Origin of the sequence: Phenylobacterium sp., from assembly GCF_030693625.1 — a bacterium.
Taxonomy (GTDB): domain Bacteria; phylum Pseudomonadota; class Alphaproteobacteria; order Caulobacterales; family Caulobacteraceae; genus Phenylobacterium; species Phenylobacterium ferrooxidans.
The window spans coordinates 1-12239 of sequence record NZ_JAUYAF010000041.1 but is presented as its reverse complement, the minus strand read 5'-3'; the positions used below and the strand labels follow the sequence as shown (position 1 = coordinate 12239).

Genomic DNA, 12239 nt, shown 5'->3' with positions numbered 1-12239 from the left:
CTAACGCTTAAGCCGCCTCCATCTGCGGGTCGGCGGGTCGCACATCTACGTGAATCGACAACTCGCTCTTGCCCGGGTCCCCAAGGATCACGCCGCTGATCGGCGTGGCCCCCTCGGGCGTGCGGCTGACGGCCACCGGGATCAGGTCGGCCGATTCCGCGAGGCCGTTTGTGGGGTCGAACTCCAGCCAGCCAAGGTCGGGCAGGAAGACCTCGCACCAGGCATGGGTGGCGCCTGCGCCCCGCACGCTCGAATGATGCGGCGAATAGAGATATCCGGTGACGAAGCGCGCCGCGTAGCCCAGTCGCCGCAGCGCCTCCACCATCAGCCAAGCGAAGTCACGGCAGGTGCCCGAACCCATCGTCACGGTGAAGGCGGGCGTCTGGGTGCCCTCTTCGTCGCGCTGGCGGTAGTCGAAGTGCTGGTGGATGTGGCGGTTCAGCCGCTGCAGAAAGTCCAGAGCCGGCTCATAGGGGCCGCCCGCATGGGCGCGGACCCAGTCCAGCAACATGCCGTTGGGATCGTCGCTCGCGGGGTCGATGAAGGGATCCAGGATCGTGCGGTCGCCACGGTCGTAGACGATGGGCATGGCGGTGTGAGGATTGTCGATCCGCAGCGGGGCCAGCGGGGCCGGAAACCGTTCGATGGTGAGCTGGCTGACGATCGTCAGCTCCTGCGACCGCCCCTCCGGCGTCATCAGGCAGACGCAGTTCCCGAGCGCGTCATAGACCCACCGCTTGGAGGCCCGCAGCGAAAGGCCCATCGAGGCTTCCACAATCCGCGTGGCGTGGCTGTCGCGCGGCCTCAGCAGCAGCCGGTGAAGGCCAAAGCCCACCGGCCGCTCATAGAGATAGCGGGTCTCGTGACGAATGATCAGCCGGGCCATCGTGCGCCACGAACGGGCGGCCGCGATGGAGGTTCCGGTTAGGGCGTGGTCGTGCCGCTCCCGGCGCCCTGACCGCCGCTCGTGCCGACGCCAGCGCCTTCGGCGGCCGGCGAGGTGGCTTGCATCGGGGGCGGGGAGCCGTCGGCGGGCACGGCGCCGGTGACGCCGGCGTCAGGGGCCGTGGCCGCGCCGGTACCGGCCACCGAATCGGTGTCGGGCATGGCGGCGCCGGTGGCGTTGGGCTTGTCACTGCAGGCGGCCGCGGAGAGCGCCAGGGCCGAAACGGCCGCCAGGGTCAGGATCAGTCGCATGGGAGCTCCTTTGGAATGGGTGAAGCTGCAACGACCGGCGCGCCTCGGCGTTCCGCCGGAGCTCTCACCTGGCTCCGGCCACGCTTGGCGCCCCACACCCATGTGGTATGGACGCCGCTCCCCCGGGCCGCGCCCGATTGAATGCGACGTGCATGTCCGACAACGACCCCGAGGTCGATCCGCCCAAGCCCGACAAGGCTCCGCCGCCGGAGCTGGCGCCGGGGGATGAGACGTCGCCGGAACAGTCGTCGGAGGCGCAGGCGCTTCCAGAGTCTGAATTCACTGACGAAGACGCTGAGTCCGCTGGAGCGCCCGAACCGGAGTCCGAGCCTGAACCGGACGCTGAGCCGGAGCCGGAGGTCACGCCGCAGCCGGAGCCGGAGCTGGTTCCGGATGTCGACCCAGACCCCGAGCCCGAGATCACGCCCCAGCCGGCGCCGGAACCTCAGGTCAGTCCCAGCCCTGTGACCGCCGCCGGCGACGGCACCCCCCCGTTGTGGATGCGCCGGCCCTGGCAGATCGGGGCCGGGGTCGCAGCCCTGCTCCTCATCTTCATGGTCTGGCTGGTGGGCTCCCTGCCGCTGGGTCAGGCCCTGGAGCCGCTGGAAAATCCGACCCTCGTCCTGGTGGCCGCCGACGGCCGGCCCATCGCCAAGCGCGGCTCCTACAAGGAAGAGCCTGTCGAGGTCGCCAAGCTGCCGAAGTACGTCTCCGGCGCGTTCATCGCCATCGAGGACCGGCGCTTCTACAGCCACATGGGCGTCGACCCCAAGGCCATCGCCCGGGCCATGAACGCCAACGCCCGGGCCGGTGGCGTGGCCGAGGGTGGCTCCACCATCACCCAGCAGCTGGCTAAGAACGCCTTCCTGTCCAGCCAGCGCACCCTGCGCCGCAAGGCTCAGGAGGCGATCATCGCCGTCTATCTGGAGGCCCGCCTCTCCAAGGACGAGATCCTGTCGCGCTACCTGTCCTCAGTCTATTTCGGCGACGGCGCCTTTGGCCTGCGGGCCGCCGCCCGGCACTACTTCGACAAGACGCCGGAGGCGCTGTCCATCGGCGAGGCGGCCATGCTGGCCGGCCTGGTCAAGGCCCCCTCGCGTCTGGCGCCCACCGAAAATCTGGAAGGCGCGCGCGAGCGCATGCGGATCGTCCTGGGCGCCATGGCCGACACCGGCCTGATCACCAAGGCCCAGGCTAGGAGCGCCGCCCGGGGCGTGCGCCCCTATGGTGGCCGCAAGCCCATCCCCACCGGCTCCTACTTCGCCGACTGGGTCATCCCCCAGGCCAAGGCGGCGATGGAGGCGAGCTATGGCGAGACCGTGGTCAAGACCACCCTCGACACCAATCTCCAGGCCCAGGCCGAGAAGATCCTGGCCCGCGCCCTGGACCGTGACGGCAAGGCGCTGAACGCCGGCCAGGGGGCGCTTGTCGCCATGCGCACCGATGGCCGCGTCGTCGCCATGGTGGGCGGCCGCGACTACAAGGTCAGCCAGTTCAACCGCGCCGACGCCGCCCGCCAGCCGGGCTCGGCCTTCAAGCTCTTCGTCTACCTCGCCGCCCTGCGCGAAGGCTGGACCCCCACCAGTCCGATCCTCGACGCCCCTGTCGAGGTCTCCGGATGGAAGCCGAAGAACCATGAGGTCAAGTACGCTGGCCGCATGGTGCCCCTGATCACCGCCTTCGCCGGCTCCTCCAACGTGGCCGCCGTGCGTCTGGCCAAGGAGGTCGGCCGTGACGACATCGTTCGCACGGCGCGCGACCTGGGCGTCACCGAACTGATCCCCAACGACCTGACCCTGGCGCTCGGCACCGGTCCCATGAGCCTGGTCCAGCTCACCGCCGCCTACGCCGCCATCGACGCGGGCGAGGCGCCGGTCGTCCCCCACGGCCTGGCCAGCTTCCGCAAGCCCAAGACTGTCCGCAAGCTGGGCAAGGCCGAGCTGGCCGGCATGCGCGACCTGCTGCGCTCGGCCACCCAGCGCGGCACCGGCATCGAGGCCGCCATGCCCGGCGCCTTCGGCAAGACCGGCACCACCCAGGATTACCGGGACGCCCTGTTCATCGGCTATGTCGGCGATCTCGTCGTCGGCGTCTGGGTCGGCAATGACGACAACGCCTCGATGAACGGCGTGGTCGGCGGCGGCCTGCCCGCCAAGATCTGGAAGGAGTTCGTCTCCTACGCCGTCAACCGCGACCGCCCCAAGGCCGCGCTGGTGGAAGCGCCCCCGATCGCGACCGAGGACCTGACCATCCCCGAACTACCCGCAGACGGGACCCTGCCGGAAGGGGCTGAGGCGCCTTCCGCCGAGACCCCGCCCGACGCGCCGGTTGCGCTCATAGGTCCGGAGGCCCCAGCCGCCCCGGCGCCCTCGACGGACTCGTCCAAGCTCTAGCCCCTAAACCGCTCATAAATGCGAGGCGACGGACCGTCGCCATCCCGTCGATCCGCGGCGCGGGGCGAGCCCCAGGAGGCTCACCCCACTCGCGAGCACGGCCAGCACGGCGCCGAGTCCAAAGCCGATGCGCGGGGCGGCGTCGATGGTGGTCGCGGCGAAGAGCAGTGTCATCAGAACGGCGCCGGCCGTTTGGCCCGTCAGGCGGGCGGTGCCTTGCATGCCGCCGGCCGCGCCACTCCTTTCCACAGGCGCGCACAGGAACATGTTGCGGTTGTTGGGGGTCTGGAACAGGCCAAAGCCCAGCCCGCAGATCATCACAAACGGACCAAGTAGCCTGGGCTCGTCACCCAGCGGCACAAGGGCCATCGCCGCCAAGCCAAGGGCGAGACAAATCCCGCCCAGGGCGCAGAGCCAGGCGGTGGGGGCGCGATCGGCCAGACGACCCGCCGCCAGAGCGGCTGCGGCGACGCTCAGCGGCCAGGCTGTCATGTACAGCCCGGTCGTGAGCAGCGTCTGACCAAGCTCGTGCTGCAGGTAGAACGGAAGCGCCACCAAGCCGGTTGTCTGGCCCGCGAAACAGCAAACCGACGCGATCACCGAGATTCGAAATGGTTTGCCGCGCAGCAGATCAAGGGGGACCATCGGAGCCGCCTTCGGCATTTCCCGGCGGAGCAACCCCAACAGGCTCAGGACGCCTATGGCCAAGACCAGACCGGCCATATACGGCTCCCTTGGAGCCATCTCCGCCCCTATGACCAGCGACCCGAAGGTCAAACCGTTCAGCGCGACGCTGAGCGGGTCCACCGGTCGCCCCGCGCCCTTGGCCGCCGGCAGGGCGCGGGAGCAGGCGAGCGCCAAGGCGCCCATCGGAAGGTTCACCCAATAGAGCCAGGGCCAGCCCAGGCCGGCCAAAATGAAAGCGCCCAGGGCGGGAGCCGCGGCGGAAGATAAGGCGACGGTAAGCGCGTTCCAGCCGACGGCCGCGCCAAGCCGACCCTCACGGACCGAGACGCGGAGGAGCGCCACGCCCAACGCCATCACCGCGGCGCCGCCAAGGCCCTGGAGGAACCGCGCCGTGATCAGCCAAGGCAGCGATGGCGCAAGAGCGCAGAGCGCCGACGCCACAGTGAAAATGGCGACCCCGGCCGTCAATATCCGGCGATAGCCAAGCCACTCGCCAAGCGCGGCGCAAGGCAGGAGCGCCATGACGAGCGCGGTCTGATAGGCGGTGACGACAAGGACCACCGTCGCGGGCGGCGCTTGCAGCGAACTTGCCATCGACGGCAGGGCCACATTGGCCATCCCGGCGTCCAGCACGACCAGGCTCATGGCGGTCAGCACGCAAGCGACCGCGACCTTTCGCCCCGGCTGCGGCAAACCCGAGCCTGGGTCTGCCGGCGCCTGTTCTGCGGCGACCACGCCGGTCACGACCTGTCGGTGGTCCAGACACCCTCCCGGTCGACATAGCGCGTGACGCGGTGCTCCTGCCGATCCTCGGCACGGAGGTCCCGTTCAGTGAAGCGGAAAACCAGGGCGGAGCTGGTCATGCAGCGCGTGTCGTGGACATCGCCTGGCAGGTAGACCTGAACCTGACCGGCGCGCACGAGGGTGCTGTTGCGCTTCACCAGGCGCACCTCGCCGTCTGGCGCCTGGATCCGGCCATAGGCGCCCATCTCGATTTCGCCTTGCTGTATTGCATAGATCACCCAGCCGCGGCCGTGGTCATGGGGCGGCCGGTAGAGGCCGGCCTGCTCGGTGTGGGCGAGCAGGACAAATCCATGCTCGGGATCTCTGTACAGTTCTTCGTTTGGTGAGCGATTGGCATGCAGCGCAGCGAGCCATTCCTCAGAGGGCGAGGCCTCAAGTAGGTCTTCCAAGAGATCGCGGCAGTCCGCGACAAGCTCGCTTGTCAGCGGGCCCCACTTCGACTTAACGCCATCCAGGAACGACTGTAACGAGTTTGCGGACATGGGTTTTTCCTTCGTCGAGCGGGTTCTCAGCAAAAGGTTAGGCGCGGGCGAGAGGTGGCGGAAGACGCACCATTCGCATCATATTCGTGCATCAGACGCTGCATTCGGGTATGTGCTTGGAACATGCCGGCGCCCGACCTGAACCTCCTCATCACCCTGGACGCCCTCCTGGCGGAAGGGAGTGTCGTGGGCGCCGCCAAACGGCTGCGGCTCAGCCCATCGGCGATGAGCCGGGCCCTGTCCCGGCTTCGGGAAACGACCGGCGATCCGCTGTTGGTCCGGGCTGGTCGGGGATTGGCGCCCACGCCGCGCGCCCTGGCCCTGCGCGGGCGGGTCCACGACTTGGTGCTGGAGGTCGAGGCTGTCCTGCGCCCCGATGAGAGACTTGATCTCGCGGGCCTCGTTCGGACTTTCACGCTTCGCGCCAGCGACGGCTTCGTTGAGAGCTTTGGTCCCGGCCTCTTGGCGAGGGTCGGCAGGGAAGCGCCGGGGGTGCGGCTCAACTTCATGCAAAAGCCGGACAAGGACAGCTCACCGCTCCGCGACGGCCGCGTCGACTTGGAAACGGGCGTCATCGAGGAATCTCTTGGGCCGGAGGTGCGCACCCAGGCGCTGTTCCGGGATCGGTTGGTAGGCATCGTCCGTGATGCTCACCCGCTGAGCACCGGCAAATTGACCGCCGCCAGATACGCCGACGCGCAGCATGTCATCGTCTCGCGAAACGGCCTTGAGAGCGGCGCAGTTGATCTTCCGTTCCTGCCGTCCGCGCCGGGGCGGAATGTCGGCGCCATCGTCAGCGGCTTTTCGGCGGCCCTGACTTTGGCGAGGGGGTCAGACCTTGTCGCGACCGTACCCGATCGCCACACCGCGACGCTTCGCCAGGGGATGTTCAGTTTCACACTTCCCCTGCCTGCGCTTGAATTCACCGTCTCGATGCTCTGGCATCCCCGGATGGATGCCGACGGGGCGCACCGTTGGCTGCGAGGATGTGTTCGGGAGGTTTTGAGGGAGCAGGGCGCTCCGCCACGGAATTCCGCAGCTTCACAATAGGCCGCAACTTTACAGAACAAAACTAGAACATTAGGGTCATCGCATGGTGGCCCTGACGCTGAAGCGCAAACTCGAAATCCTCTCCGACGCCGCTAAGTACGACGCCTCCTGCGCCTCGTCCGGGACGGTGAAGCGGGACTCAATGGGCGGGAAAGGCGTCGGCTCTACGGACGGCGGCATGGGCATCTGCCACGCCTACGCCCCAGACGGCCGCTGCATCAGCCTGCTGAAGATCCTGCTGACCAATTTCTGCGTCTATGACTGCGCCTATTGCGTCAACCGGGTGTCCTCCAACACCCCACGCGCCCGGTTCACGGTGGCCGAGGTCGTCGACCTGACCCTGTCCTTCTACAAGCGCAACTATATCGAGGGCCTGTTCCTCTCCTCGGGCATCATCAAGAGCGGCGACTACACCATGGAGGAGATGGTCCGGGTGGCGAAGTCGCTGCGGATCGACCACGACTTCCGGGGCTATATCCACCTCAAGGTGATCCCCGAGGCCTCTCCGGCCCTGGTCAATGAGGCGGCCCTCTACGCCGACCGCATCTCCATCAATGTCGAGCTGCCCCGCGACGCCAGCCTGGCCGACCTTGCGCCCGAGAAGGACGCGGTCGGTATCAAGAAGGCCATGGGTTGGGTCCGCCTCGGCATCGATCAAACCACGGAAAAGGTTCGGAAAACCAAGCCGCCCAAGTTCGCCCCGGCTGGCCAGTCCACCCAGATGATCGTCGGCGCCGACGCCGCCACCGACGGGGAGATCCTGGCCAAGAGCGCCGGCCTCTATGGCGCCTACGGGATGCGCCGGGTCTACTACTCGGCCTACAGCCCCATCCCCGACACCACCTCCCGCCTGCCCCCGGTCCGCCCGCCCCTGATGCGCGAGCACCGCCTCTACCAGGCCGACTGGCTGATGCGCTTCTACGGCTTCACCCACGACGAGATCACCGTTGAGGGTGTCGATTTGGACCTCGACATCGACCCCAAGCTGGCCTGGGCCCTGCGCAATCGCGGCGACTTCCCCGTCAACCTCAACACCGCCGAGCGCGAGACCATGCTGCGGGTGCCGGGCTTGGGCGTGCGCAGCGTCGAACGCATGATCGACATCCGCCGCTACAAGCAGCTGACCCTGGAGGACGTGAAGCGCCTGACGCGCCGGCTCGACAAGCTGAAGCCCTTCATTGTCACCGCCGACTGGCGGCCGGGCGCGCTCACCGACAAGGCCGACCTGCGGGCGCGGCTGGCGCCTCCGACCCAGCTGAGCCTGTTCTGATGCGCGTCGTCCGGCTGGCGTCGGAGATCGACTTCGCAGGCTGGCGCGAGGCGGCGCGAAGCCTGCGCGGCCAGGGCGCGTCGCCCGACACCGTGATCTGGACCGTGGACGGGGAGGGCGACCTGTTCGCCGATCCAGAGCCCCTTGCGGCGCCAGCGCCAGGCGGCTTCACGGTCAGCCGCGAGTTCCTGGAGCTGGCCGAGGCTGTGATCCTGCACCGCTCGGCCGAGCGGTTTTCCCTGCTGTATCGGATGCTCTGGCGCATGGCGGCCGAGCCAAACCTGCTGCGCATCGCCACCGACCCTGATGTGGCCCGCGCCAACGACTTCGCCCGCCAGGTCAGCAAGGCCGCTCACAAGATGAAGGCCTTTGTCCGCTTCCGGGCCGTGGGCGTCGACCCGGAGGCCTACGCCGCCTGGTTCGAACCGGCCCATCGGGTGACCGAGTCGGTCGCGCCCTTCTTCGCCAAGCGCTTCGCCAACATGATCTGGTCGATCCTGACGCCGGACAGCTGCATCCACTGGAACGGCGCGCAGTTAGCGGTCACTCCCGGCGCCGACCCGGCTGACGCGCCGGGGGAGGACGCCCTGGAGGACTATTGGCGCACCTACTACGCCTCGATCTTCAACCCGGCCCGGCTGAAGGTCGACGCCATGACCAAGGAGATGCCCAAGCGCTATTGGCGGAACCTGCCGGAGGCGCGGCTCATTCCTGATTTAATCGCCGCCGCCGAGGGCCGGACAAACCTGATGGTCGCCCAAGCTCCCAGCCAGCCGAACCGCGTGATTCGGCAGATGGCCAAGACCGCCCGCGACGCCACCTATGACGCGCTGGCGTCTCAGAGCCTGGAGGAGGTGGCCGCTGGCGTCGACGCCTGCCGCCGTTGCCCGCTCTACAAGGACGCGACCCAGGGCGTGCCCGGCGAAGGCCCCGCCCACGCCCGCCTGATGCTGGTGGGCGAGCAACCCGGTGACCAGGAGGATCTGGCCGGTCGGCCTTTCGTCGGCCCCGCGGGCCAGGTGCTGGACAAGGCGCTCGCCGAGGCGGGCGTGCCCCGCACCGAGACCTATGTCACCAACGCCGTGAAGCACTTCAAGCACGAGCTACGCGGCAAACGCCGCATCCACCAGACGCCCAACCCGTCCGAGGTCACCGCCTGTCGCTGGTGGGTGGACGCCGAGCGCAGGCTCATCCGGCCCCGCGTGGTGGTCAGCCTGGGCGCCACGGCGGCCCTCAGCGTGTTCGGAAAGGTCACGCCGATCGGCAAGAACCGGGGGATCGCCCTGCAGCTGCCAGATCAGGCCCAGGGGGTGGTGACCTATCACCCCTCCTACCTCCTGCGCGTGCCCGACGCCGAGGCGAAGGCCAAGGCCTACGCCCTGTTCGTCCAAGACCTCAGGTTTGCATGGGGGCTGGCGGCCTGAGCCGGTTCCGGACCAGGGCGGCCAGGCCGATCAAGGCGATGGCGGCGCCGCAGGCCATGAAGGCGGCCCGGTAGGACACCCCCTGGGCCAGGAGGCCGAATGTCATCAGCATGCCGGTCATGATGACCTGGCCCGAGAAGCTCTTCACCGCGGCGATGGTGGCGCGGGTCTCCGTCGGGATGGCGTGATGCAGGCGGGCGTCGAAGTTGACGTCCACCACCTTGAAGAGCCCGGCGGCCGGGATGATCAGGGCCACCGACCAGGGCTGCAGGCTGACCGCGGCCCCGGCGATCAGCAGGCCGATGGCGGCGAACAGGGCGAAGAACACCGAGGTCGTCGCCCGGCGCAAACGGTGGGCGGTGAGTGAACCGCCGGCCTGGGCGGCGCTGATGGCGGCCACGAAGAGGGCGACCTGGGAGGCGGGCAATCCCGTCTCCGATCCGAAGATCGGCCAGAACCCCTCAAGCCCACCGCCAAAGGCGTTGCTCAGCGCGGCGAAAACGATGAATCCAAGGATCAGCGGCGCGCCGGCCACGGTCTGGAAGCCCTGCTTCAGCAGCGCCAGATAGTGCCGGTTCGTGCGCAGCGTCTTGCGCGCCCGGGGCAGGGCGACGGCCGCGCCGGCGGCCCCCAGCACCACGACGACGCTCGCCCACAGGATCGCGGTGTAGCCGAACTGCACCGAGACCGAGGCGCTGAGCGAGGCGGCCAGGACCGCGGCGAAGCCCACCCCCTGGGCGCGGCCGATCACCTGGCTGTAGTCATCGGCCCGCCCCTCGCCGTGCAGCTCGTCATAGACCAGCGCCTCGAACACCCCGTTGGTGAAGGCGCTCTTGGCCCCCCAGAGCATCATCCCCACCAGGCAGCTCAGGAAACTGGGAGATGCGATCCAGACCAGGAATCCGATCACCCGCAGCATCTGCGCGCCGGCCAGGATCCAGCGCCGCGAATAGCGGTCGGCCAGGACACCGGACGGAATCTGCAGGATGAAGGCGGTGATCGACCAGGCCATCAGGGTCGCCGACACCTGGACTGGCGTCAGGCCATGGTCGACGAACATCACGGTGTAGAGCGGGTAGATCAGGACGAAGGCGTCCAGCGCCTTGAACAGATAGACCCGGCCGACGAAGGCGGGCGCCACCCTAGGCCAGGAAGCCGGCCTCGGCGAAGTCGAGCATCCGCTTCAGCAGGCCATCGATGTCGCTTTCGCGGGTGGCTCCGTCCGACAGCACGTGCAGGCGGTCGAACTCGGCGAAGCGGTTGTTGTGGACCATGCCAAGGCAGAAGTGCAGGCGCCAGTAGACGCTCTCGCGCGGCAGATCTGGTCGCGCCGCGATCAGGGCGTCGGCGAAGCGGGCCAGGTGGGAGACGTCGTTGGTCAGGGCCTCGCGCATCTCCGCCGTCCCCTCGCTGCGGGAGCGGATGATGAACTGCACCGAGATCCGGCGGTCGTTCTCGGGCGAGGCCCACTTCAGCGGCGGAGTGAACAGCGCCGCCAGAATGTCGCGCACCGGCGGCTTGCCGTTGTGGCGGTCGCGGGCCTCGTGAAGCATGCGGGCCCGCTCCCGGTTCAACTCCCCGGTGCGCCGCCGGAAGATCTCGAACAGCAGGGCGTCCTTGGACCCGAAGTGGTAGTTCACCGAGGCGAGGTTGACCCCGGCCTCGGCGGTGATGTCGCGCACCGAGACGTTCTGGAAGCCGTGCAAGGCAAACAGCCTCTCAGCGGCGGAGAAGACCGCGGCCTTGGTGGCGGCCTCGTTGGGTGGATCAGGGTCGTTGGCCGGCACCGGATCGGTCACAGGCGAATCCTCAAGGTTCGCGAACAGCTTAGCAGGCTAATGCGTGCCGCAAACGATTGTCCGCCTGCGACCCTTTTAGCGCGAGAGTTCCCGCATCGCCTTGTCGAGGCCTTCGATGGTCAGCGGATACATCCGGTCGCCCACCAGCTGCTTCATCAGCTCGATCGAGGGGGTGTAGTCCCAGTGCCGTTCGGCGGTGGGGTTCAGCCAGACCATGTTCTCGTAGATGCCGGCCACCCGGTCGATCCAGACCGCGCCAGCTTCCTCGTTCCAGTGCTCCACAGAGCCGCCCGGATAGGTGATCTCGTAGGGGCTCATGGTGGCGTCGCCAACGAAGATGACTTTGTAGTCGTGGGAATATTTATGGAGAATATCCCAGGTGTTCAGCTTCTCCGCGTGGCGTCGGCGGTTGTCCTTCCAGACGCTCTCATAGAGGCAGTTGTGGAAGTAGTAGAATTCCATGTTCTTGAATTCAGAACGGGCCGCTGAGAACAGTTCCTCGCAGACCTTGATGTGGCTGTCCATCGAGCCGCCGACATCGAAGAAGATGAGCACGCTCACCTTGTTGCGGCGCTCGGGCCGCATATGGATGTCGAGATAGCCCTTTTCCGCGGTGCCGCGGATGGTGCCGGACATGTCCAGCTCTTCGGTCGCGCCCTCGCGCACCCATTTGCGCAGGCGACGCAGGGCGACCTTGATGTTGCGGGTGCCGAGTTCGACGGAGTCGTCGAGGTTCTTGTACTCGCGCTTGTCCCAGACCTTGATCGCCTTGCCGTGGCGGCCCTTGTCCTGGCCGATGCGGATGCCTTCGGGATGATAGCCGTTGGCGCCGAAGGGCGAGGTGCCCCCGGTCCCGATCATCTTGTTGCCGCCCTCGTGGCGCTCCTTCTGCTCCTTCATGCGCTCGGCGAGCGCCTCCATGAGCTTGTCGAAGCCGCCCATGGCCTCGATCTGCGCCTTTTCCTCTTCGGTGAGGAACTTCTCGCTGATCTTTTCCAGCCACTCGGCGGGAATGTCGGCCGTACCGACCCCATCCACCTTTTCCAGGCCCTTGAACACGTGACCGAACACCTGGTCGAAACGGTCGATGTTCTTCTCGTCCTTCACGAGGGCTGCCCGCGACAGGTAGTAGA

The 12239-nt window shown here is 67.7% G+C and carries 11 protein-coding genes; 4 read left to right on the top strand and 7 right to left on the bottom strand.

The window, feature by feature from the left end; all coding sequences use genetic code 11:
• Positions 1–7 precede the first annotated feature (7 nt).
• Both Q8N10_RS08955 and Q8N10_RS08950 read right to left on the bottom strand, forming a co-directional pair.
• A complete protein-coding gene (locus Q8N10_RS08955) occupies positions 8–886 on the bottom strand; it encodes a transglutaminase family protein (RefSeq protein WP_304781960.1) in 879 nt (292 codons plus the stop codon).
• 38 nt (positions 887–924) lie between these two features.
• Positions 925–1197 (bottom strand): hypothetical protein, encoded by a 273-nt coding sequence (locus Q8N10_RS08950; RefSeq protein WP_304781963.1) that lies wholly within the window; start codon positions 1195–1197, stop codon positions 925–927.
• A 152-nt stretch (positions 1198–1349) separates the two neighbouring features.
• Here Q8N10_RS08950 and Q8N10_RS08945 point away from each other — a divergent pair, with 152 nt between their 5' ends.
• Entirely contained in the window at positions 1350–3590 is a 2241-nt protein-coding gene (locus Q8N10_RS08945) for a transglycosylase domain-containing protein (RefSeq protein WP_304781965.1), read from the top strand.
• A gap of 12 nt (positions 3591–3602) precedes the next feature.
• Here the strand turns inward: Q8N10_RS08945 and Q8N10_RS08940 are convergent, their stop codons facing one another.
• Positions 3603–5021 (bottom strand): MFS transporter, encoded by a 1419-nt coding sequence (locus Q8N10_RS08940; RefSeq protein ID WP_304781969.1) that lies wholly within the window; start codon positions 5019–5021, stop codon positions 3603–3605.
• Complete coding sequence (locus Q8N10_RS08935) at positions 5018–5563, bottom strand: hypothetical protein (RefSeq protein WP_304781972.1); 546 nt, start codon at positions 5561–5563, stop codon at positions 5018–5020. Before Q8N10_RS08935 ends, Q8N10_RS08940 begins: the two co-directional genes overlap by 4 nt.
• A gap of 123 nt (positions 5564–5686) precedes the next feature.
• Between Q8N10_RS08935 and Q8N10_RS08930 the strand changes: the two genes are divergently transcribed.
• The 3 genes from Q8N10_RS08930 to Q8N10_RS08920 are packed head-to-tail and all read left to right on the top strand — an operon-like array spanning position 5687 to position 9307.
• Positions 5687–6613: a LysR family transcriptional regulator gene (locus Q8N10_RS08930; RefSeq protein ID WP_304781975.1), complete on the top strand. Its 927-nt coding sequence runs from the start codon at positions 5687–5689 to the stop codon at positions 6611–6613.
• A 43-nt stretch (positions 6614–6656) separates the two neighbouring features.
• Entirely contained in the window at positions 6657–7883 is a 1227-nt protein-coding gene (locus Q8N10_RS08925) for a putative DNA modification/repair radical SAM protein (RefSeq protein WP_304781978.1), read from the top strand.
• Positions 7883–9307, top strand: a complete 1425-nt coding sequence (locus Q8N10_RS08920; RefSeq protein ID WP_304781981.1) for a UdgX family uracil-DNA binding protein — start codon at positions 7883–7885, stop codon at positions 9305–9307. The genes Q8N10_RS08925 and Q8N10_RS08920 overlap by 1 nt, the downstream gene beginning before the upstream one ends.
• Here Q8N10_RS08920 and Q8N10_RS08915 read toward each other — a convergent pair.
• The 3 genes from Q8N10_RS08915 to Q8N10_RS08905 form a co-directional block, all read right to left on the bottom strand.
• Complete coding sequence (locus tag Q8N10_RS08915; protein ID WP_304781984.1) at positions 9279–10448, bottom strand: MFS transporter; 1170 nt, start codon at positions 10446–10448, stop codon at positions 9279–9281. The two genes, Q8N10_RS08920 and Q8N10_RS08915, sit on opposite strands and share 29 nt — an antisense overlap.
• A 1-nt stretch (position 10449) precedes the next feature.
• Positions 10450–11106 (bottom strand): TetR/AcrR family transcriptional regulator, encoded by a 657-nt coding sequence (locus Q8N10_RS08910; protein ID WP_304781986.1) that lies wholly within the window; start codon positions 11104–11106, stop codon positions 10450–10452.
• Positions 11107–11181: 75 nt separating this feature from the next.
• A partial coding sequence (locus Q8N10_RS08905; protein ID WP_305663900.1) for a VWA domain-containing protein occupies positions 11182–12239 on the bottom strand: 1058 nt, incomplete at its 5' end.

Excerpts from the sequence above, each read along its gene's own strand:
- Q8N10_RS08955 (WP_304781960.1), bottom strand. The coding sequence starts at position 886 with ATGGCCCGGCTGATCATTCGTCACGAGACCCGCTATCTCTATGAGCGG.
- Q8N10_RS08950 (WP_304781963.1), bottom strand. The coding sequence starts at position 1,197 with ATGCGACTGATCCTGACCCTGGCGGCCGTTTCGGCCCTGGCGCTCTCC.
- Q8N10_RS08945 (WP_304781965.1), top strand. The coding sequence starts at position 1,350 with ATGTCCGACAACGACCCCGAGGTCGATCCGCCCAAGCCCGACAAGGCT.
- Q8N10_RS08935 (WP_304781972.1), bottom strand. The coding sequence starts at position 5,563 with ATGTCCGCAAACTCGTTACAGTCGTTCCTGGATGGCGTTAAGTCGAAG.
- Q8N10_RS08930 (WP_304781975.1), top strand. The coding sequence starts at position 5,687 with ATGCCGGCGCCCGACCTGAACCTCCTCATCACCCTGGACGCCCTCCTG.
- Q8N10_RS08925 (WP_304781978.1), top strand. The coding sequence starts at position 6,657 with ATGGTGGCCCTGACGCTGAAGCGCAAACTCGAAATCCTCTCCGACGCC.
- Q8N10_RS08920 (WP_304781981.1), top strand. The coding sequence starts at position 7,883 with ATGCGCGTCGTCCGGCTGGCGTCGGAGATCGACTTCGCAGGCTGGCGC.